Origin of the sequence: Azospira oryzae (assembly GCF_004217225.1) — a bacterium.
Lineage (GTDB): Bacteria > Pseudomonadota > Gammaproteobacteria > Burkholderiales > Rhodocyclaceae > Azospira > Azospira oryzae.
This window is the reverse complement of sequence record NZ_SHKM01000001.1, coordinates 1,689,439-1,710,117: the sequence shown is the minus strand read 5'-3', so window position 1 is coordinate 1,710,117 and position 20,679 is coordinate 1,689,439. Positions and strand designations below refer to the sequence as shown.

At 65.2% G+C, this 20,679-nt stretch carries 21 protein-coding genes; 6 read left to right on the top strand and 15 right to left on the bottom strand.

The features are described from left to right. Window positions 1-48 precede the first annotated feature (48 nt). The 4 genes from aceA to clpS form a co-directional block, all read right to left on the bottom strand. On the bottom strand, window positions 49-1,359 hold the full coding sequence (gene aceA / locus EV678_RS07780) for an isocitrate lyase (RefSeq protein ID WP_014235138.1): 1,311 nt from the start codon (window positions 1,357-1,359) through the stop codon (window positions 49-51). Between the two features lie 417 nt (window positions 1,360-1,776). Then, a complete protein-coding gene (rraA, locus tag EV678_RS07775; RefSeq protein WP_130459076.1) occupies window positions 1,777-2,268 on the bottom strand; it encodes a ribonuclease E activity regulator RraA in 492 nt (163 codons plus the stop codon). 98 nt (window positions 2,269-2,366) lie between these two features. After that, window positions 2,367-4,622, bottom strand: coding sequence for an ATP-dependent Clp protease ATP-binding subunit ClpA (clpA, locus tag EV678_RS07770; protein ID WP_130459075.1), 2,256 nt, complete (start codon window positions 4,620-4,622; stop codon window positions 2,367-2,369). After that, window positions 4,623-4,940 (bottom strand): ATP-dependent Clp protease adapter ClpS, encoded by a 318-nt coding sequence (gene clpS, locus EV678_RS07765; protein WP_014235135.1) that lies wholly within the window; start codon window positions 4,938-4,940, stop codon window positions 4,623-4,625. It abuts the gene before it with no gap. A 312-nt stretch (window positions 4,941-5,252) separates the two neighbouring features. Here clpS and EV678_RS07760 point away from each other — a divergent pair, with 312 nt between their 5' ends. Next, complete coding sequence (locus EV678_RS07760; protein ID WP_014235134.1) at window positions 5,253-5,456, top strand: cold-shock protein; 204 nt, start codon at window positions 5,253-5,255, stop codon at window positions 5,454-5,456. Window positions 5,457-5,541: 85 nt separating this feature from the next. On the opposite strand, the gene soxZ is transcribed toward EV678_RS07760, so the two are convergent. The 3 genes from soxZ to moaC are packed head-to-tail and all read right to left on the bottom strand — an operon-like array spanning window position 5,542 to window position 6,866. Further along, window positions 5,542-5,859 (bottom strand): thiosulfate oxidation carrier complex protein SoxZ, encoded by a 318-nt coding sequence (gene soxZ / locus EV678_RS07755; protein ID WP_014235133.1) that lies wholly within the window; start codon window positions 5,857-5,859, stop codon window positions 5,542-5,544. Between the two features lie 9 nt (window positions 5,860-5,868). Next, window positions 5,869-6,339 (bottom strand): thiosulfate oxidation carrier protein SoxY, encoded by a 471-nt coding sequence (gene soxY / locus EV678_RS07750; RefSeq protein ID WP_130459074.1) that lies wholly within the window; start codon window positions 6,337-6,339, stop codon window positions 5,869-5,871. 32 nt (window positions 6,340-6,371) lie between these two features. Continuing rightward, window positions 6,372-6,866 (bottom strand): cyclic pyranopterin monophosphate synthase MoaC, encoded by a 495-nt coding sequence (gene moaC / locus EV678_RS07745; RefSeq protein WP_130459073.1) that lies wholly within the window; start codon window positions 6,864-6,866, stop codon window positions 6,372-6,374. A 42-nt stretch (window positions 6,867-6,908) separates the two neighbouring features. On the opposite strand from moaC, the gene EV678_RS07740 reads away from it, so the two are divergent. From EV678_RS07740 to pabB, 3 genes are all read left to right on the top strand, one after another. Then, the gene (locus EV678_RS07740; protein WP_130459072.1) at window positions 6,909-8,396 is read left to right on the top strand and encodes a M48 family metalloprotease; all 1,488 of its coding nucleotides are present in this window, start codon (window positions 6,909-6,911) and stop codon (window positions 8,394-8,396) included. An 80-nt stretch (window positions 8,397-8,476) separates the two neighbouring features. After that, the gene (locus EV678_RS07735) at window positions 8,477-8,704 is read left to right on the top strand and encodes a sulfurtransferase TusA family protein (RefSeq protein WP_014235129.1); all 228 of its coding nucleotides are present in this window, start codon (window positions 8,477-8,479) and stop codon (window positions 8,702-8,704) included. Between the two features lie 67 nt (window positions 8,705-8,771). Further along, window positions 8,772-10,592, top strand: a complete 1,821-nt coding sequence (gene pabB, locus EV678_RS07730; RefSeq protein WP_165397466.1) for an aminodeoxychorismate synthase component I — start codon at window positions 8,772-8,774, stop codon at window positions 10,590-10,592. A gap of 182 nt (window positions 10,593-10,774) precedes the next feature. On the opposite strand, the gene EV678_RS07725 is transcribed toward pabB, so the two are convergent. The 4 genes from EV678_RS07725 to EV678_RS07710 form a co-directional block, all read right to left on the bottom strand. Continuing rightward, entirely contained in the window at window positions 10,775-13,612 is a 2,838-nt protein-coding gene (locus EV678_RS07725) for a valine--tRNA ligase (RefSeq protein ID WP_130459070.1), read from the bottom strand. A 100-nt stretch (window positions 13,613-13,712) separates the two neighbouring features. Beyond that, a complete protein-coding gene (locus tag EV678_RS07720; RefSeq protein WP_130459069.1) occupies window positions 13,713-14,204 on the bottom strand; it encodes a hypothetical protein in 492 nt (163 codons plus the stop codon). Further along, window positions 14,201-14,632: a DNA polymerase III subunit chi gene (locus EV678_RS07715; RefSeq protein WP_014238545.1), complete on the bottom strand. Its 432-nt coding sequence runs from the start codon at window positions 14,630-14,632 to the stop codon at window positions 14,201-14,203. The genes EV678_RS07720 and EV678_RS07715 overlap by 4 nt, the downstream gene beginning before the upstream one ends. Before the next feature lie 15 nt (window positions 14,633-14,647). Continuing rightward, a complete protein-coding gene (locus EV678_RS07710) occupies window positions 14,648-16,144 on the bottom strand; it encodes a leucyl aminopeptidase (RefSeq protein WP_130459068.1) in 1,497 nt (498 codons plus the stop codon). Window positions 16,145-16,245: 101 nt separating this feature from the next. On the opposite strand from EV678_RS07710, the gene lptF reads away from it, so the two are divergent. Together lptF and lptG are read left to right on the top strand one after the other, a co-directional pair. After that, the gene (gene lptF / locus EV678_RS07705; protein ID WP_014238543.1) at window positions 16,246-17,331 is read left to right on the top strand and encodes an LPS export ABC transporter permease LptF; all 1,086 of its coding nucleotides are present in this window, start codon (window positions 16,246-16,248) and stop codon (window positions 17,329-17,331) included. Next, a complete protein-coding gene (lptG, locus tag EV678_RS07700) occupies window positions 17,328-18,434 on the top strand; it encodes an LPS export ABC transporter permease LptG (RefSeq protein ID WP_014238542.1) in 1,107 nt (368 codons plus the stop codon). Before lptF ends, lptG begins: the two co-directional genes overlap by 4 nt. Window positions 18,435-18,531: 97 nt before the next feature. On the opposite strand, the gene EV678_RS07695 is transcribed toward lptG, so the two are convergent. From EV678_RS07695 to EV678_RS07680, 4 genes are read right to left on the bottom strand one after another with little or no spacing between them, the layout of a single operon-like run. Further along, on the bottom strand, window positions 18,532-19,011 hold the full coding sequence (locus tag EV678_RS07695) for an RDD family protein (protein WP_130459067.1): 480 nt from the start codon (window positions 19,009-19,011) through the stop codon (window positions 18,532-18,534). Then, on the bottom strand, window positions 19,011-19,736 hold the full coding sequence (locus EV678_RS16165) for a DUF3106 domain-containing protein (protein WP_207222202.1): 726 nt from the start codon (window positions 19,734-19,736) through the stop codon (window positions 19,011-19,013). Before EV678_RS16165 ends, EV678_RS07695 begins: the two co-directional genes overlap by 1 nt. Then, window positions 19,733-20,104, bottom strand: a complete 372-nt coding sequence (locus EV678_RS07685) for a DUF3619 family protein (protein ID WP_165397465.1) — start codon at window positions 20,102-20,104, stop codon at window positions 19,733-19,735. The genes EV678_RS16165 and EV678_RS07685 overlap by 4 nt, the downstream gene beginning before the upstream one ends. Then, window positions 20,101-20,640, bottom strand: a complete 540-nt coding sequence (locus EV678_RS07680) for an RNA polymerase sigma factor (protein ID WP_235832439.1) — start codon at window positions 20,638-20,640, stop codon at window positions 20,101-20,103. Before EV678_RS07680 ends, EV678_RS07685 begins: the two co-directional genes overlap by 4 nt. Between the last annotated feature and the right edge of the window lie 39 nt (window positions 20,641-20,679).

Genomic DNA, 20,679 nt, shown 5'->3' with positions numbered 1-20,679 from the left:
TCTGCTGCCGGGCATCCCGACCCTGGCCGGGATGCCCGCGGGTGCTGCTTAGTGGAACTGTTCTTCTTCGGTGGAACCGGTCAGGGCCTTGACGGAGGAGGAGCCGCCCTGGATCACGGTGGTCACGTCGTCGAAGTAGCCGGTGCCCACTTCCTGCTGGTGGGAGACGAAGGTGTAGCCGTCTTCGCGGGCGGCGAATTCGGGCTCCTGCACCATTTCCACGTAGTGCTTCATGCCTTCGCCGCCGGCGTAGGCCTTGGCGAACTTGAAGGTGTTGTACCAATTGACGTGGATGCCGGCCAGGGTGATGAACTGGTACTTGTAGCCCAGGGCGGACAGTTCTTCCTGGAAGGAAGCGATCTGGCTGTCGTTGAGGTTCTTCTTCCAGTTGAAGGACGGGGAGCAGTTGTAGGACAGCAGCTTGCCGGGGCAGGCAGCATGCACGGCCTGGGCGAATTCACGGGCGAAGCCGATGTCGGGCACGCCGGTTTCGCACCACACCAGATCGGCGTAGGGAGCGTAGGCAACGCCGCGGGAGATGGACTGTTCCAGACCGTTCTTGACGCGGAAGAAGCCTTCCTGGGTACGTTCGCCGGTGAGGAAGGGCTTGTCGTTGGCGTCGTAGTCGGAGGTGATCAGGTTGGCAGCTTCGGCATCGGTACGGGCCAGGATCAGGGTGGGAACGCCCATGACGTCAGCGGCGAAACGGGCGGAGATCAGCTTTTCCACGGCTTCGCGGGTCGGCACCAGCACCTTGCCACCCATGTGGCCACACTTCTTGGCGGCAGCCAGCTGGTCTTCGAAGTGCACACCGGCGGCGCCGGCGGCGATCATGTTCTTCATCAGTTCGAAGGCGTTCAGCACGCCGCCGAAACCGGCTTCAGCGTCGGCCACGATGGGCAGGAAGTAGTCGATGAACTCCTTGTCGCCGGGGTTGATGCCGCGGGACCACTGGATTTCGTCAGCGCGCTTGAAGGTGTTGTTGATGCGGCGAACCATGGTGGGGACGGAGTCGTAGGCATACAGGGACTGGTCCGGGTACATGGTTTCGGAGGTGTTGCCGTCGGCAGCAACCTGCCAGCCGGACAGATACACGGCTTCCAGGCCGGCCTTGGCCTGTTGCATGGCTTGACCGGCGGTGATGGCGCCGAAAGCATTCACGTAGCCCTTCTTGGCGCCGCCGTTGACCTTTTCCCAGAGGACCTTGGCACCGCGCTGGGCGAAGGTGTACTCGGGCTGCAGGGAGCCGCGCAGACGAACCACGTCAGCAGCGGAATAACCACGCTTGACGCCCTTCCAACGGGGGTTCTCAGCCCAGTCTTTTTCCAGGGCGGCGATTTGCTGTTCGCGAGTGCTCATGTTCGGTTCCTCTATAAATAGCGTTGGCGGAAGATTCGGAGGCCAGTGTCGGGGTGACGTTTCCTGTGCTCCGATGGGAAAAAGTATAGCGCCGATTTTGCACAGCAACACATGTCTTATATAAGACACAAGACAATATTTTTCCCTGTATTTTTATGGTGTTGCAAATCGAGTTCCGCTATATGAAACGATATTCGCGGCAGTGAAATGAAATGGGTGGGCGGTGCGGGATGACTCCGGCTTTCCTGTTCAATGGAATAGGGGAAAACCCGTGGGCATTGTCTGGTGGTGGGAATGGCCGGCCGCCGTAGGGAAAACGGCGGGTGCCCGCGGGCCGCGCAGGCGGGATGGAAGAGGGCGAGGGGACGAGGGCGGGCGGGGCCGTCCCGGCGGACGGCCCCGGCAGGGCGGTGTCGCTTACAGCAGGGGCGTGGCGGAGACGATGACGCCGTCTTCATCCACGTAGATCCATTCCTCCGGCTTGAAGGTGACACCGCCGAAGGTGACGTCGATGTTCTGGTCGCCGACACCCTTCTTGATGCTTTTCTGGGGGTGGGTGTCCAGGGCGCGCACCCCCAGGTCGGTACGGTTGATCTCGGCCGAATCCCGGATGCAGCCATACACGACGATGCCTTCCCAGCCGTTCTTCCGGGCCAGCACGGCCAGCTGGTCGCCCACCAGGGCGCAGCGCAGGGAGCCGCCGCCATCCACCACCAGCACCTTGCCCTGGCCGGGCTGGCCCAGGGCTTCGCGCACCAGGGAGTTGTCCTCGAAAATCTTCAGGGTGTGGATGCGGCCGGAAAAGCGGGTACGGCCGCCGTAGGCCTTGAACATGGGGGCGACGACGCGCAGGGTGCGGCCGATGGCGGCTTCGTTGGCATCGCACAGGTCCGGGGTGGTGAAGCTCATGGGGTCTCCTGATTTTCTGGTGGTGGTTGGCGGTTCCGGATTCTAGGCAAAAAAAAGGCTGCGCCGGAAGGGGCGCAGCCTTTTGGGTCGGGTCGGGTTCAGGCTACCGCTTCCGCCTCCTTGGCGAATTCGAGCTTCACCTTGCCCTCCTTGTCCACATCCACGGTGACCTTGCCGCCGTGGGCCAGGCGGCCGAACAGCAGTTCGTCGGCCAGGGCGGCGCGAATGGTGTCCTGGATCAGGCGGGCCATGGGCCGGGCCCCCATGAGCGGGTCGAAGCCCCGCTCCGCCAGCATGTCCTTGAGGGCGTCGGTGAACACGGCTTCCACCTTCTTCTCGTGCAACTGCTCTTCCAGCTGCATGAGGAACTTGTCCACCACCCGCAGGATGATGTCGTGGTCCAGGGGCTTGAAGGAAATGGTGGCGTCCAGCCGGTTGCGGAACTCCGGCGTGAACAGGCGCTTGATCTCCACCATCTCGTCGCCCACTTCTTTGCTGGAAGTGAAGCCCACCGACGGCTTCTGCAACTCGGCGGCGCCGGCGTTGGTGGTCATGATGATGACCACGTTGCGGAAATCGGCCTTGCGCCCGTTGTTGTCGGTCAGGGTGCCGTGGTCCATCACCTGCAGCAGAATGTTGTAGATGTCCGGATGGGCCTTCTCGATTTCGTCCAGCAGCAGCACGCAGTAGGGCTTCTTGGTGACGGCTTCGGTCAGCAGGCCGCCCTGGTCGAAACCCACATAGCCGGGAGGCGCGCCGATGAGGCGGGAAACGGCATGCCGTTCCATGTACTCGGACATGTCGAAGCGGGTCAGGTCCACGCCGAGGAAGTAGGCGAGCTGCTTGGCCACTTCCGTCTTGCCGACGCCGGTGGGGCCGGAGAAGAGGAAGGCGCCGATGGGCTTGCCCGGGGCGCCGAGGCCGGAACGGGCCATCTTGATGGCCTTGGCCAGGGCGTCAATGGCTGCATCCTGGCCGAAAACGGTGGCCTTCAGGTCCCGCTCCAGGTTCTTCAGGGTCGCCTTGTCGTCGTTGGAAACGTGGCTGGAGGGGATGCGGGCGATCTTGGCGACGATCTCCTCGATCTCCGGCTTGCCGATGATCTTCTTCTGCCGCGACTTGGGCAGGATACGCTGGGCGGCACCGGCCTCGTCGATGACGTCGATGGCCTTGTCCGGCAGGTGGCGGTCGGTGATAAAACGGGCCGCCAGTTCCACCGCCGAGTTGATGGCGGCGCTGGAATACTTGATGCCGTGGTGGGATTCGAAACGGGTCTTCAGTCCCTTGAGGATTTCCACGGTCTCGGCCACGGAGGGCTCATTCACGTCGATCTTCTGGAAGCGGCGGGAAAGGGCGTGGTCCTTCTCGAAAATACCCCGGTACTCGGTGTAGGTGGTGGCCCCGATGCACTTCAGCTGGCCGCCGGAGAGGGCCGGCTTGAGCAGGTTGGAGGCATCCAGGGTGCCGCCGGAAGCGGCGCCGGCGCCGATCAGGGTGTGGATCTCGTCGATGAAGAGGATGGCGTCCGGATTGTCCTGCAGGGCCTTGAGCACGCCCTTGAGGCGTTGCTCGAAGTCGCCTCGGTATTTGGTGCCGGCCAGCAGGGCGCCCATGTCCAAGGCGTAGACGTGGGCCTTGGCCAGGATTTCCGGCACTTCCCCTTCCACCACGCGACGGGCCAGGCCCTCGGCGATGGCGGTCTTGCCCACCCCGGCCTCGCCCACCAGCAGCGGGTTGTTCTTGCGCCGGCGGCAGAGGGTCTGGATGACCCGCTCCAACTCCTTGTCCCGGCCGATGAGGGGGTCGATCTTGCCCTGCAATGCCTGGGCGTTGAGGTTGATGGTGTAGCTTTCCAGCGGGCCGGCTTCGGGGCGGTTCTCGCCGTCCGTCTCCTGTTCCGTTTCGGCCTTGGCCGGCTGGGGCGACTTGCTGATGCCGTGGGAAATGAAGTTCACCACGTCGAGCCGGGTGACCCCCTGCTTCTGCAGGAAGAACACGGCGTGGGAGTCCTTCTCGCCGAAAATGGCCACCAGCACGTTGGCGCCGGTCACTTCCTTCTTGCCGGACGACTGCACGTGCAGGATGGCGCGCTGGATCACGCGCTGGAAGCCCAGGGTAGGCTGGGTGTCGATCTCGTCCTCGCCGCTCACCGTGGGGGTGTGCTCGTCGATGAAGGTCTGCAGGTCCCGCCGCAGTTGTTCCACGTTGGCGGAGCAGGCGCGCAGGGCTTCGGCGGCAGAAGGATTGTCCACCAGCGCCAGCAGCAGATGCTCGACGGTGATGAATTCGTGGCGCTTTTGCCGAGCCTCGACGAAGGCCATGTGCAAGCTGACTTCAAGTTCCTGCGCGATCATTCAGTTTTCCTCCATAACGCACACCAGGGGGTGCTGATGCTGGCGTGCAAATGCAACAACCTGATCCACCTTGGTGGCGGCGATGTCCCGGGGGTAAACCCCGCACAATCCCCGCCCCTCGTTATGGACTTTGAGCATGATTCGCGTCGCTTGTTCTCGATCTTTGGCAAAAAACTTTTGCAACACCAGAATGACGAAGTCCATGGGGGTGAAATCGTCGTTCAAAAGCAGCACCTTATACATCGGTGGCGGCTTGACCTTGGAACTCTTCTTTTCCAGGGCCACGCTGCCCTGATTGTTTTCATGCTGTATCGCCATGGACCGATTCTAATCGGCTTTGGACATTCTGCAACACTCTTGGCCAAGGCCCGTATTTACTGGCCCGGAGCCCCGTCTATCAAGGGCTTTCGCCGGGTCCGGGGCAAATGGGCGGCGGGGGGCGCAAAATAGCTTGACGTATGCAAACAACTTAGCGTACAACGTCGGCTGTGTTTGGCTTCAAGTAATTGCCGGATTCTTTAAACACTCTGGCACGGCGCACGCACGGTCTTGAAAACCAAACATGCCAGTCGGGGAGTCAACGCACAGTAGTTCCCGTTTTAAGATTTATTCAAGAAGGAAGTAGCACATATGGCAACTGGTACCGTCAAATGGTTTAACGACGCCAAGGGTTTTGGTTTCATTACCCCCGATGATGGCAGCGAAGATCTGTTCGCTCATTTCTCCGCCATCAACATGAATGGCTTTAAGACCCTGAAGGAAGGCGAGAAGGTCAGCTTCGACGTCACCCAAGGTCCTAAGGGCAAGCAAGCGTCCAACATCCAGAAGGCTTAAGCCCCACAGGATTTGCACCAAGAAAAAGCCCGCCTGGCATCCAGGCGGGCTTTTTTGTTTTGTAGTGCCGGATGCTGATCCGGAGTCAGGCGCCGACGACAGCCTCGTCGCTGCGGCTGTCGCCCTTGTTGTCATGCCATTGGGCCTGTAGCCGGTCGCCCGCCTTGACGCCCTGGAGGCGGAAGGTCAGCACCGGGTTTTTCGCCACCGAGGTGTTGAGCTGGGCCTGGACCATGGGCTTGCCGTTCACCGCCAGGCTGAAGGTCTGGATGAAGTGGGGCGGCAGGTTGTTGCCGGTTTTCGGGTCCCGGCGCTGGCCGGTTTCCATGGGGTGCTGCAAGAGCACCTTCACTTCGGTGAATTCGCCCTGGTGGGTGGCGCGGATTTTCATGGGTTCTGCCATTTTCTTCTCCTAGCCGCCGCAGCCGCCGATGGTGACGCCGATTTCCCGGGTGGCCACATAGGTTTTGCCGCCGGCCTTGACCACGGCCTTGACCCGGGTGGATTCGGCCAGCTTGAGGGGCACCTTGAGGTAGGGCAGGACGCCCGGCGCCAGCTCGATGCTGGCGGCCAGGGGGAAGGGATTCTTTTCGACGAAGAGGGCGATGCTCTGCACCGCGGGCAGCTTGACCAGCACTTCCACCGGCACATTGCCGCCGTTTTCTGCCACGTCGGCGGCGATGATCTGCACTTCCCTGCTGTCGGGCACCGGCGAGGTGCCGTAGGCCTTGAGGGCGTCGCCCAGGGTGGTGGCGGCAAAGGCCGGCTGGTTCCAGTCGGCGGCGAGCACCCGGGTCGGGCGCAGCAGGCCTGCCCCCAGGAGGGCGACGGCGAGGCCGCCCCGGGCGGCGCTTTGCAGGAGATGACGGCGGATGGCGTCCATGGGGTCTCTTGGGTAAGGAATCTGTCGGAGGATCACTCGGCCTGCCACAGGCCCGATTTGCCGCCGGCCTTTTCCAGCAGGCGGATGCCTTCGATGCGCATGCCGCGATCGACGGCCTTGCACATGTCGTAGATGGTGAGCAGGCCGGCGCTGACGGCGGTGAGGGCTTCCATCTCGACCCCGGTGCGGCCGGTGCACTGGGTGGTGGCGGTGCATTCCACCGCATTGGCGGCGGCATCGATGTCGAAGTCCACGGCCACCCGGGTGAGGGCGATGGGGTGGCACAGGGGAATCAGGTCGGCGGTGCGCTTGGCGCCCTGGATGGCGGCGATGCGGGCGATGCCGATGACGTCGCCCTTCTTCGCGTTGCCGTCCCGGATCAGGGCCAGGGTGGCCGGTTCCATCAGGATGCGGCCGGTGGCGATGGCACGGCGCTGGGTTTCGGCCTTGTCGCCCACGTCCACCATGTGGGCCTGGCCGCCGGCGTCGAAATGGGTAAATTGTGTAAAGGTTGTTTCGGCGGCCATGGCGTCAGGGAACGGGCAAGGGAAGCGCGGTATCATAGCACCATGAATTTTGCCCCGCGAACCCAGCCTTCCCGCCCCCGGCGTGTCCGGCGCGGCGCCCTCGCCACCATGCTGGTGGCCGCTCTCCTCAGTGCCATGCCGCCGGTCCTGGCGGACGGTCTGCCGGACCTGGGGGACTCCTCCCAGAGCGATATTCCGCCCCAGCTGGAGAAGAAGGTCGGGGAGAGCATCCTCAACGAAATACGCCTGCGCGATCCCCAATACCTGGACGATCCGGAAATCGCCGCCTACGTGGACCAGCTGGGCCAGCGTCTGGCGGCGGCCAGTCCCGATCCGGGCTTCGGCTTCACCTTCTTCGTCATGAAGGATCCCACCATCAACGCCTTCGCCACCTTCGGCGGCTACGTGGGGGTGAATACGGGTCTGATCACCTCGGCCCAGAGCGAATCGGAACTGGCGGGGGTGCTGGCCCACGAAATCTCCCACGTCACCCAGCATCACCTGGCCCGGGGCATCGCCAAGGAAAAGCAGAACTCCATCGTCGCCATGGCCGCCATGGCCCTGGCCCTGCTGGCCGCCAGCAAGAATCCGGATGCCGCCTCCGCCGCCATCGTCGGCTCCCAGGCGGCCATGGTGCAGTCCCAGCTCGGTTTCTCCCGGGACTTCGAGCGGGAGGCGGACCGCATCGGCTTCCAGACCCTGGAGAAGGCCGGCTTCGACGTGCGCGGCATGGGAGATTTCTTCCAGCGCCTGCAGCAGGCTTCCCGCCTCTACGAGAACAATGCCCCGTCCTACATGCGCACCCACCCCCTGACGGTGGAGCGGATCGCCGACATGCAGAACCGGGCCCAGAAGACGCCCTACAAGCAGGTGCCGGACAGCCTGGATTTCCACCTGGTGCGCGGCAAGCTGCGGGCCCAGCTGGGCACCCCCCGGGAGGCGGTGGCGGACCTGGAGCACCTGCTCAAGGAACGCAAGTTTGCCAACGAGGCCGGCATCCGCTTCGGCCTGGCCCATGCCCAGCTGCGGGCCAAGAACTACGCCGCGGTGGAACAGGAAATCCAGAATCTGCGCCGGCTCAAGGTCGCCTCGCCGATGCTGGACAATCTGGCGGCGGAGAGCCGCAGCGCCCAGGGTGACGTGGCCGGCGCCATCGCCATTTACAAGAGCGCCCTGCGCAATGCCCCCTTCGCCAAGTCCCTCATGTATGGCTACAGCGAGGCCCTGCTGGCGGACAAGCGTCCGGCCGAGGCCCTGGCCTATCTGGACGGCCAGTTGCAGCTGTACACCGGCGACTACAAGCTGTGGAGCCTGAAGGCCAAGACCGCCTCGGCCCTGGGCCGGCGGCTGCAGCAGCACCAGGCCCTGGCCGAGGCCTATGCCCTGCAGGGGCAGCTGCTGCCGGCCATCGACCAGCTACAGATGGCCCAGCGCTCCGGCGACGGCAATTTCTACGAGCAATCCGTGGTGGATGCCCGCCTGCGGGAGCTGCGCACCCGTCAGGAAGAGGAAGCCCGGCAGAAGCGCTAGGCCGGCCTTCCCGGCGGCTTGGCAAGGCCCCGGGGGGCCGCTACCATGGCGGCCTGCCTTTCTCCTGAATCCCGCCTGCCATGACCCCCGATCGCGAACTCGACGTCAAGGGCCTCAACTGCCCCCTGCCCATCCTGCGTACCAAGAAAGCCCTGGCGGAAATGCAGAGCGGCCAGCTGCTGCGCGTCCTGGCGACGGACCCGGGGGCGGTGAAGGACTTCCAGGCCTTCGCCAAGCAGACCGGCAACGAACTGCTGGCCTCCGGCGAAGAGGAGCGGGTGTTCACCTTCCTCTTCAAGCGCAAGTAGGCCCTGCCGTCAGGTGCGGCGGCCTCCTTGCCGTGCCGTTCCTGCCGCTTTCTTTTCCCCTTCCCCGTTGTCCCTGACCCCGCCGTCCCCGGGCCCCGTCGAGGCCGCCGCCTTTGCCTTCCTCGAAGAGGAGGGCGGCGCCCGGCTGTGCACGGACCTGCGGCAGACCCATGCCCTGCACACCTTACAGGACCTGGAGCGGGGCCTGGCCGCCGCCAAGGATGGCGCCGCCCGGGGCTGGTGGGCCGTGCTGGCCCTGGATTACGAACTGGGGCGCCTGCTGCAGCCGGGCAAGGCGGGATGCCCGTTCCGCTTGCCCGACAGCCCGGCGCCCCGGGGCCACCTGTGGCTTTTCGCCGCGGCGCAACGGCTTGATACCGATGCCGCCCGGAACTGGCTGGCGGACCAGGTGGCGGCCCTGCCGGCAGAGCAGACCGCCTGCGGCATCGCCGAGCTGGCGCCGGGGCTGGATCAAGCCGCCCATGCCGCCGCGGTGCAGCGCATCCGGGACTACATCGCCGCCGGCGACTGCTATCAGGTCAATTTCACCTTTCCCCTGCATTTCCAGGCCTACGGTCATCCCCTGGCCCTCTACACCCGCCTGCGGCAACGCCAGCCGACGCCCCTGGGCGGCCTGGTGCTGACGGCGGAGCGACGGATCCTCTCCCTGTCCCCCGAACTGTTCGTCGCGCGCCGCGGCGACACCCTGCGCACCCGGCCCATGAAGGGCACCGCGCCGCGGGGTGCGGACGAGGCCGGCGATGCAGCCAACCGGGCCGCCCTGGCGGCCTCGGCCAAGGACCGGGCGGAAAACCTGATGATCGTGGACCTGCTGCGCAACGACCTGGGGCGCCTGGCCCAGACCGGCTCGGTGCGGGTGGAAGAGCTGTTCGCCATCGAGACCTACCCCAGCGTCTTCCAGATGACCTCCACGGTCAGCGCCCGGGTCCCGGGCGTCGGCCCGGGCGAGACCCTGGCGGCCCTCTTTCCCTGCGGTTCCATCACCGGCGCGCCCAAGCTGCGGGCCATGGAAATCATCGAGGAACTGGAAGTCGGGCCCCGGGGCCTGTACACCGGCAGCCTGGGGCTGCTGGGGCCGGACGGGGACTTCTGCCTCAACGTGGCCATCCGCAGCCTGGAACTGGCAGCCGACGGGCGCGGCGTCATGGGGGTGGGCAGCGGCATCGTCACCGACTCCGAGCCCGCCGCCGAGTACCGGGAATGCCTGCTCAAGGCCCGCTTCCTCACCGACCTGGACCCGGGCCTGGAGCTGATCGAGACCCTGCGCCTGGATGACGGCACCTTCCCCGACGGCGAACTGCATCGTCAGCGCCTGGCCGCCTCGGCCCAGGCCCTGGGCTTCGCCCACGACGACGCCAGCGTGGCCCAGGCCCTGGCGGCCCTGGCCACGACCCATCCCCGCGGGCGCTTCCGCGTGCGCCTGAGCCTCAACAAGGCCGGCACCCTGCAGCGGCAGGCCGTGCCCCTGGAGTCCTCCCCGGGGCCGTGGCAGGTCCATCTCTCGCCCCACCGTCTCGACTCCCGCCGCTACCTGCTGCGCCACAAGACCACCGCCCGGGCCCTCTACGATGGGGAGTTGCAGCGGGTCATGGCCCTGCCCGGCGGCTTCGATGCCCTTTTCCTCAACGAGCGGGACGAAGTCTGCGAGGGTGCCCGCAGCAACGTCTTCGTCCGCCTCGACGGCGTGCTCTACACCCCGCCCTTGGCCTGCGGCCTGCTGCCGGGCATCCTGCGCCGGCGCCTGCTGGAATCCGGTGAGGCCCGGGAACGGGTGCTGACCCTGACCGACCTGGCCCGGGCCGAAGCGCTGTACATGGGCAACGCCCTGCGGGGGCTGGTGCCGGTGACGCTGGCGTCCCAGGGCTGAAAGGCCACCTGCCCTGGGGGCAAGCAGGGACGGCATTCGCCAGCGATGTCCTGCCAGAAATGGCGTGCCTATTGCCTCGCAGGCCGAGTGCCTGCAATGTCTCTAGGGCTTCAGCTTCCCAAGCCCGAAAACAAAAACGCCCCGGCTCAACCGGGGCGTTTTTCTGGGGGGAGCGGGCCGGCTCAGGCCTTGTTCAGCTTTTCCAGCTGGGGCTTGAGCTTGTCCACGGTGGCGCTGAAGTTGGCCAGGCGTTCCTTCTCCTGGGCCACCACGGCTTCCGGGGCCCGGGCGACGAAGCTCTCGTTGGAGAGCTTGGCATTGGCCTTGGCAATCTCCCCTTCGAGGCGGGCGATTTCCTTGCTCAGGCGCTCCTTCTCGGCGGCCACGTCGATCTCCACCTTGAGCATCAGGCGGAAGTTGCCGACCACGGCCACGGGGGCCGGCTCGTCGCTGGCAATGTCGTCCACGATCTGCACTTCGGAGAGCTTGGCCAGGGCCGCCAGGTAGGGGGCGAAGCGGGCCAGGGCTTCCTTGTCGCCGACGGCGAGCAGGGGCACCTTGGTGGCGGGGGACATGTTCATTTCGCCGCGCAGGTTGCGGCAGGCGCCTACCAGTTCCTTGAGCAGGGCCACCTGGGCTTCCGAGGCCTCGTCCAGCTTGGCCGGGTTGGCTTCCGGGTAGCGGGTGAGCATGATGGACTCGGCGTCCTTGCGGCCGGCGATGGGGGCCACGGCCTGCCACAGTTCCTCGGTGATGAAGGGGATCAGCGGGTGGGCCAGGCGCAGGATGGTCTCCAGCACCCGCACCAGGGTGCGGCGGGTGGCCTTGGCTTCTTCCGGAGTGCCGCCGTTCATCTGCACCTTGGCGATTTCCAGATACCAGTCGCAGAACTCGTCCCAGATGAAGCGGTAGAGGGTCTGGGCCAGCAGGTCGAAGCGGTATTCCTCGAAGTGCTTGGCCATTTCCTGCTCCACCTTCTGCAGGTGGCTGACGATCCAGCGGTCGGCAAAGCTGAACTTCAGGGGCGCATCAGCGCTGCAGGCGCCGCCGGCGGCCTGCTGGTGCTCCAGGGCCAGGTCGTGGCCTTCCACATTCATCAGCACGAAGCGGGTGGCGTTCCACAGCTTGTTGCAGAAGTTGCGGTAGCCGTCGCAGCGGTTCAGGTCGAACTTGATGTCGCGGCCGGGGGAAGCCAGGCTGGCGAAGGTGAAGCGCAGGGCGTCGGTGCCGAAGGCGGGAATGCCTTCGGGGAATTCCTTCTTGGTCTTCTTGGCGATGCTCTCGGCCTGCTTGGGATTCATCAGGCCGGTGGTGCGCTTCTGCACCAGGGCGTCGATGTCGATACCGTCGATGAGGTCGATGGGGTCCAGCACGTTGCCCTTGGACTTGGACATCTTCTGGCCTTCGCCGTCCCGGATCAGGCCGTGTACATAGACGTGCTTGAAGGGAATCTTGCCGGTGATGTGCTTGGTCATCATGACCATGCGCGCCACCCAGAAGAAGATGATGTCAAAGCCCGTGACCAGCACGGAGGAGGGCAGGTAGAGATCCAGGGCCGGGTTGGACTTGGCCGGGTATTCCGGGGTCCAGTCCAGGGTGGAGAAGGGCCACAGGGCGGAGGAGTACCAGGTGTCGAGCACGTCCGCATCCCGGGTCAGCTGGCCGGCGTAACCGGCGGCGTCGGCCTGGGCCCGGGCTTCTTCTTCGTTGTGGGCGACGAAGACTTCGCCGTTCACGCCGTACCAGGCGGGAATCTGGTGGCCCCACCACAGCTGGCGGGAGATGCACCAGTCCTGGATGTTGTTGAGCCACTGGTTGTAGGTGTTCACCCAGTTTTCCGGGTAGAACTTGATCTCGCCGGACTGCACCACGTCCAGGGCCTTCTCGGTGATGGACTTGCCGTCCTCGCCGGGCTTGCTCATGGCGACGAACCACTGGTCGGTGAGCATGGGCTCGATGACCACGCCGGTACGGTCGCCGCGGGGCACCTTGAGCTTGTGCTTGTCGGTCTTTTCCAGGATGCCCAGGGCTTCCAGGTCGGCCACCACGGCCTTGCGCGCGTCGAACCGGTCCAGGCCCCGGTACTTCTCGGGGGCGTGCTCGTTGATCTTGGCATCCAGGGTCAGGATGCTGATGATCGGCAGGTTGTGGCGCTGGCCCACAGCGTAGTCGTTGAAGTCGTGGGCCGGGGTGACTTTCACCACGCCGGTGCCGAATTCCATGTCCACATAGGCGTCGGCGATGACCGGGATTTCCCGGTCGGTCAGGGGCAGCTTCACCATCTTGCCGATGAGGTGCTTGTAGCGCTCATCTTCCGGGTGGACCATGACGGCGGTGTCGCCCAGCATGGTCTCGGGCCGGGTGGTGGCCACGGTGAGCGTCGCACTGCCGTCCGCCAGGGTATAGCGGATGTGCCACATGAAACCGTCTTCCTCCTCCTGCACCACTTCCAGGTCGGAGACGGCGGTGTGCAGCTTCGGGTCCCAGTTCACCAGGCGCTTGCCGCGGTAGATGAGGCCTTCCTTGTAGAGGCGGACGAAGGATTCGGTGACGATCTTGTTGAGGCCGGCGTCCATGGTGAAGCGTTCCCGCTTCCAGTCGGGGCTGGTGCCCATGCGGCGCATCTGGCGGGTGATGGTGCCGCCGGAGTATTCCTTCCACTCCCACACCTTCTCCAGGAACTTCTCCCGGCCCAGGTCGTGGCGGGAGATGCCCTGGGCGTCCAGCTGGCGCTCCACCACGATCTGGGTGGCGATGCCGGCGTGGTCGGTGCCCGGCTGCCACAGGGTGTTGTGGCCCTTCATCCGGTAGTAGCGGGTGAGGGCGTCCATGATGGTCTGGTTGAAGCCGTGGCCCATGTGCAGGGTGCCGGTGACGTTGGGCGGCGGCAGCAGGATGCAGAAGGACTGGTCGGCGGGCTTGCTGGTGTCCAGGCCGGCGGCGAAGTAGCCGCGTTCTTCCCAGAGCGGGTACCAGTGGCGTTCGACGGCTGCCGGCTCAAAACTTTTGGCGAGTTCCATAGGAATCAGGGGATTGGGGCGAAAGGAAAGGGCGCAATTATACCGGAAGCGGCGGGCGCTCCCGGTCTGCTTGTCCGGAGATTTGGGCCGGTCGGCCCGTTCAGTTGCCCGGGGCGGGTGGGTCGAAGGGCAGCTGCAGCTGTTGCCGACGGGCGATGAAGTCCTTCAGGGCGGCTTCGGTGGCGGCGATGATGCCGGCCTTGAGGTCGTCCTGCAGGCCGGCCAGAGTGGCTTCCACCAGGCTGGGCAGCTCGGAGGCCAGGCGTTGCTCGATGGAATGGGCCAGTTCGGCCGCCAGGGCGTCGGCCAGGGTTTCCCGCAGGGCCTCCAGGTCGGGGCCGGCGTCCTTCTCGTCGGGGGCGTCGGCGCTGACCGAGGCCAGATCCACCACTTCGGTGAGCACCGGAATGTCGTCATCGCCTTCCGGCACCAGGTCGGAGAGGTCCAGATCCAGGGGGCCGGCCGGTGCCGGGGGCGGCGGTGGAGGTGGGGCGGCGACGAAGCTGCGGCGGCGCGGGGGGAAGGGGATGATGCTGGAGTTGCCCGTCGGCGGGGTCGGGGTGCCGTCGTTGCCGTTCATGAAGTCGCTCATTTGGCGGAAAGGTCGTGGCGGTTGATCTCGTAGCCCCGATCCTTGTAGAACTTGAAGCGGGCCCGGCCGGGCGTCTTGTCTTCCTCTTCGCGGCCGACGATCTCGATGAGGCGCTTGAAGCGGGCGAAGCCGGGCGGCACCTCGTCGTCCAGGTTGATCAGCAGCTCGTCCTGGGGCAGGCGTTCCAGGGCGGCCGGCGTCTCGGCGATGAGCACCGGCGTTTCCGCCGCCAGGGGCGCGTCGGCCCGGCAGTGGGGGAGGAAGCCCAGGGCCGGCTGGGTCCACAGCAGGCGATCGATCTGCTCCGCCACGGGGGGCTGGGAGGTGTAGATGGCCAGGGGCAGGCGCTGGGAAAAGGCCTTGTGGGCGAGCTTGACGGCGATGGCCAGCTTGTTCGGCACGTCGTAGTAAAAGTCCACCCGGGTCATGGTCGTGGGCCTGCCTTAATCCAGCTTGCCGGCCCGCTTCAGCAGGTAGTGGGTGAGCAGGGGCACGGGGCGGCCGGTGGCGCCCTTGTCGGCGCCGGATTTCCAGGCGGTGCCGGCGATGTCCAGGTGGGCCCACTCGAATTTCTTGGTGAAACGGGCGAGGAAGCAGGCGGCGGTGATGGCCCCGGCGTAACGGCCGCCGATGTTGGCCATGTCGGCGAAGTTGCTCTTCAGCAGCTCCTGGTAGTCCTCCCACAGGGGCATGTGCCAGGCCCGGTCGAAGGCCTCGTCGCCGCAGTGGGCCAGTTCCCGGGCCAGACTGTCGTTGTTGCTGAAGAGGCCGGTGGCCACGGCGCCCAGGGCGACGACGCAGGCGCCGGTGAGGGTGGCCACGTCGATCACCGTTTCCGGCTCGAAGCGTTCGGCGTAGGTGAGGGCGTCGCACAGCACCAGGCGGCCTTCGGCGTCGGTGTTGAGGACTTCAATGGTCTGGCCGGAGAGGGAAGTGACCACGTCGCCGGGCTTGGTGGCGCTGCCGCCGGGCATGTTCTCCGTGGCCGGCACGATCACCGTCAGGTTCACCGGCAGCTTCATCAGGGCGGCGGCCTTGATGGTGCCGAGGACGCTGGCGGCGCCGCACATGTCGTACTTCATCTCGTCCATTTCGGCGGCCGGCTTCAGGGAAATGCCGCCGGTGTCGAAGGTGATGCCTTTGCCCACCAGCACCAGGGGCTTCTCTTCCTTCTTGCCGCCCTTGTACTGCAGGACGATGAACTTGGGCGGCTGGTGGGAGCCGCGGGCGACGGAGAGCAGGCTGAACATGCCCAGGGCTTCCATCTCGGCCTTTTCCAGGATCTGGCATTCCAGGCCGTGTTCCTGGGCCATGGCGGTCGCCTGCTCGGCCAGGTAGGTGGGGGTGCACAGGTTGCCCGGCAGATTGCCCAGGTTCTTCGCCAGGGCCATGCCCTCGGCGATGGCCAGGCCCTGGTTGAGGGCTTCTTCGGCCGGCGTCAGTTCGTTGCGCCGTTCGACGGCGAAGGTGAGCTTGCGCAGGGGGCGGCGGACTTCGTCCTTCTTGCTCTTCAGCTGATCGAAGCGGTAAACCGTTTCCTGGGCGACGATGGCGGCCTGGCGCACACGCCAGCTGACGGTGCGCTTTTTGACCGGAATTTCGGTGAGGAAGACGACGCCGTCGAAGGAGCCGGTTTCATTGAGGGTTTTCACCGCCGTGCGCACGGCCTGGCAGTATTCCTTTTCCCGGAATTCCTTCTCTTTGCCCAGGCCCACCAGCAGGACCCGATCGCACAGGGTGCCGGGCACGTTGTGCAGGAGCAGGGTGGAGCCCAGCTTGCCTTCCATGTCGCCGCGGCGAATGATGTCGGAAATATAGCTGCGGGCAGCGTTGTCCAGCAGTTCCGCCGGCAGGGTCAGCTTGCGCGGTTCGTGAACTCCGACCACCACACAGGCGCTGCGCTGCTTTTCCGGACTACCGCTTTTTATGCTAAATTCCACCGTCCGCTCCTATCCGTAACTTTGTGATAAATCGGCAAAAAAGTAGCTAAACCGCAAATTCAGCGTCGATTATCACCGTTTCCTTTCGGCAAAGTCAAAGCATGATTTTCCAGCGCGCCGTGCGGCGTGAATTTACCCAGGCGGCCCTGGGCGTGTTTATCGCCCTCTTTGCCATTCTCCTGACCACCCAGCTGATCCGCCTGCTGGGCCAGGCCGCTGCCGGCCAAGTCGCATCCGAGGCCGTGGTGGCCCTGCTCGGCTTCGCCGCCCTCAATTCCCTGCCGGTGCTGCTGTCCCTGACCCTGTTCATGGCCATCCTGCTGACCCTGTCCCGCAGCTACCGGGATTCGGAAATGGTGGTGTGGTTCGCTTCGGGTCAGTCCCTCACCGCCTGGGTGCGGCCGGTGCTGACCTTCACCCTGCCGGTGGTGGTGAGCATCGCCCTGCTGTCCCTGCTGATTTCGCCCTGGGCCCTGAAAATGAGCGCCGAGTACCGGCAGAAGCTGACCGGCCAGAACCGGGACGACACGGCCCAGGTATCCCCGGGGGCCTTCAAGGAAGCCAGTTCCTCCCAGCGCGTGGTGTTCGTCGAGGCGGTGGCGGACGATTCGACCCAGGTGCGCAACATTTTCGTCAGTTCCATGCAGCACCAGAAACTGGGGGTCATGATGGCCGCCACCGGCCGTTCCGAACAGATGGAAAACGGCGACCGTTTCATGGTCATGGAGCATGGCCGTCGTTATGAAGTGACGCCCGGCATTCCCGAGTTCCGGGTGCTGGAATTCGTGCGCTATGCCCTGCGGGTGGATACCAAGGAAAGCCAGGGCATCGAAAAGACGCCGAAAAACACATCCACCAGGGAATTGCTGAAAAACGGCAGTCCCGGCTACATGGCCGAGTTCCTGTGGCGGGTGGGGGTGCCCTTGTCCGCCCTGGTGCTGGCCCTGCTGGCCATTCCCATGAGCTTCGTCAATCCCCGGGCCGGCCGTTCCGCCAACATGATCCTGGCCCTGCTCACCTTCACCATCTACAGCAATCTGCTCTCCGTCAGCCAGGCCTGGGTGGCCCAGGGGCGCCTTTCCTTCTCCACCGGCTGGTGGCTGGTGCACGTGCTGATGGCGGCCCTGCTGCCCCTGCTGTTCTTCCGCCGCATCGCGGTGTTCTCTTTCCTGCGGCTGCGTAAATGAAGCTTCCTCTCGGCAAGACCTATCAGCGCTACCTCTTCCGTGAGGTGTTTTTTGCCACTTTGCTGGTGCTGGCGGCATTTCTCGCCCTCTTCGGCTTTTTCGACCTGATCAACGAGCTGGGGGATATCGGCAAGGGGGCCTACCGCATCCAGCACGCCATCATTTTTGTGACCCTGACCCTGCCCGGCCGCATTTATGAACTGATGCCCATCGCCGTGCTGATTGGCTCCCTCTTCGCCCTGTCCACCCTGGCCCGGCATTCGGAAATCACCGTGTTGCGGGCTTCCGGCCTGTCGACCCGGGAACTGTTGATGACCCTGTTCCGGGTGGCGGCCCTGTTTGCCTTCCTCACCTTCATCATCGGTGAGTTCCTGGCGCCGCCGTCGGAGAAGCTGGGCCAGCGCATCCGCCTGCAGGCCCAGGGCACGGCCCTTTCCGCCGATTTCCGCACCGGTCTGTGGGTCAAGGACGAAAACCGCTTCATCAACGTGCGCACGGTGACGCCGGAAGCCAAGCTGCTGGGAATCCGCATCTACGAGTTCGACGACCAGCAGCGGCTGCAGATGGTCAGCGAGGCCAAGGAAGGCGAATATCTCCCCACCAGCGAATGGCGCCTCAACAGTGTGGAGCAGACCATCCTGGAGCACGACGCCAAGGGGCAGCCGGTGCGGGGCCGGGTGGCCCACCAGGACGAGGTGATGTGGCAGTCGGCCCTGAATCCGGACATCCTCTCGGTGCTGCTGGTGGTCCCGGAGCGCATGTCGGTGTGGAACCTGATGTCCTACATCAAGCACCTCTCCGACAACCGGCAGAAGACCCAGCGTTACGAAATCGCCCTGTGGAAGAAGGTGGTCTATCCCCTGGCGGCCCTGGTGATGGTGGCCCTGGCCCTGCCTTTCGGCTACAGCCACAACCGGGTGGGCGGCGTCAGCCTGAAAATTTTCTCCGGCGTCATGCTGGGGGTGTTCTTCCACATGCTTAACGGCCTTTTCTCCAACCTGGGCATCATCAACAGCTGGCCGCCCTTCTCCAGCGCGGTGGCACCGTCCGCCATGTTCCTCCTGGCGGCGATGGGCATGATGTGGTGGGTCGAACGGCGTTAGGCGCAGGCGGCAGGAGATTCCTGCGTATGGACAAAAAGAAACCGGGCCCTGAGCCCGGTTTCTTTTTGTCCGCTGGCAGCCTGTCTGCTGCCGTGGTTCAGGCGTGGTTGCTATTGACCAGGCGGGTTCCCGCCAGCCGGTCATGCAGGAACTGGCCGTCCCGGTCAAACAGGGCCCACACCAGGCCGGCGCCGAAAAAGCCCAGGCTGGGCCAGGCCAGCAGGTAGCGCAACAGGGCCTGCAGGGGCTGGATGCCGCCGCCGTTGGCGTTCACCAGGCGGATGCGCCAGGTCTTCATGGCCAGGGTCTGGCCGCCATGGAGCCAGAGCCAGCCAAAGTAGAGCAGCAGGACCAGAAAAAAGTGACCCCACAGCAGGGCGGGGTGTGCCATGACCTTGCCGACCAGCCCCAGCAGAATGTGGGGCAGGAGCCAGGCGAGGAAAAGTACGGCCAGGGCCAGCAGGGTGTCGTAAAGCATGCTGGCCAGGCGGCGGAACAGGCTGGCCGGGCTGCGCTGGTCGGGGGCGGCAGGCTTGCCCTGGCCGCTGGCCAGGGTGGGGTCGGGGCGGGAAGTCATCAGGGCTTGCGGCTGGGTGCCGGCGCCCGCTTCGGCATGGGCGGCAGCAGGGAGGGAATCTGTCCGTCGCCCGGAATGCGCAGGATCTGGGGCGGATGGGGCAATTGGGGGATGCCGCCCTTGCCCAGCACCTTCTTGCCGTTAGGCAGGGCGGGGGGCGTCGGTCTGGGATGGGGGGTGGCCGGGGCCGGGCGCAGCGACAGGGGGGCGAGGCTGCGCAGGGGCAGGGTGGTAAAGGCCTTGCCGATGCCCTGGGGCGCCGCCTGGCGCGGCCGGGCGGCGCCCGCTTCCTTGAGCTGCAGGCGCTGCTCTTCCGACAGGTTGGCGTACTCTTCCCACTTCTGCTTCACCGCGTTCTTGCGTTCCGGCGGCAACTGTTTGATGTTTTTGTACTTTTCCCGGACTTCCTTGCGCTGCTCGGGGGTCATGTTGGCCCATTCCCGCATGCGCCGCTGGACCCGCTCCTGTTCCTGCTCGGCCATGCGCGGATAGCGGGCGGCAATGCCGAGCCACTTCTTGCGCCGGTAGTTCTCCATCCGGTTCCAGTCCTCCGCCAGGGGGGCAAGGATCTGCTGCTGGGTCTGGTCCAGCTCCTGCCAGGCCGGCTGGGGCGGGGTGGCGACGACGGCGGTGGTGCCGGGGGTCTGGGCGCCGGCGGGCGCAACCAAGCCTGCCAGCAGGGCCAGCAAGAGCAGGAAGGGGAAGGAGGCCGGCTTACCGGTCATTCGTCAGGGTTCTGGTCCAGCCAGGCGGCAAATCCCTGGTCCGTGTAGGCGTCCAGGGGCAGATCGTCGGCCAGCAGGGCGCTATCCACGTCTTCCAGTTCGTTCATCTGTTCGTCGGCCTGCCACAGCATGCCGGAGGAAAGGCCGACGACCAGGGCCAGGGCGGCCAGCATGTGCTTGGGGCGGAAGCCGTCCAGGTGCAGGTGGAAACCCAGGCCGGCCAGGATGGGGGCGTGGGCGGCCACCCGCTGGTGGGCGAGCGCCTGGCTACGGGCTGCCGCCAGGCGATCCGTGATGCTCGGGCTGAGCGCCATGGTCTCCTGGTTCAGATGTCGCCGTATCTGGTAGGCAAAGTGCTGTTCGTTCATAGGGTTATTCCTTTTGCTTTCAATGCGGCGGCCAGGGTGTGGGTGGCCCGGGAGCAATGGGTCTTGACGCTCCCTTCGGAGCATCCCATGGCTGCCGCCGTCTCTGCGACGTCCATATCTTCCCAATAACGCATGAGGAAGGCCTCCCGTTGACGTCCGGGTAGGCGGGAAATCTCTGCTTCAATGACGGCCAGGACCTGGGACTGTTCCAGAGAGCCCTCCGGGCTGTCGCCGGCCTTGCCTTCCACCTCCAGGGTGTCCAGCGGGTCGCTGTCCTCGTCGTCCCCCGGGGTCAGGGAGGAGAGCAGGGTGGTCCACATGGAGCGGACCTTGCTGCGGCGGTAATAGTCCCGGATGGCATTTTGCAGGATGCGCTGGAACAGCATCGGCAATTCTTCTGCCGGCCGGTCGCCGTATTTCTCGGCCAGGCGCATCATGGCATCCTGGACCAGGTCCAGGGCAGCTTCTTCGTCACGCACGGCGAACAGGGCCTGTTTGAAGGCCCGGCGTTCGACGCCGGCGAGAAAATCCGACAGTTCGCGTGGTGTAGCCAGAATGAATCCTAGTCGGGGAGA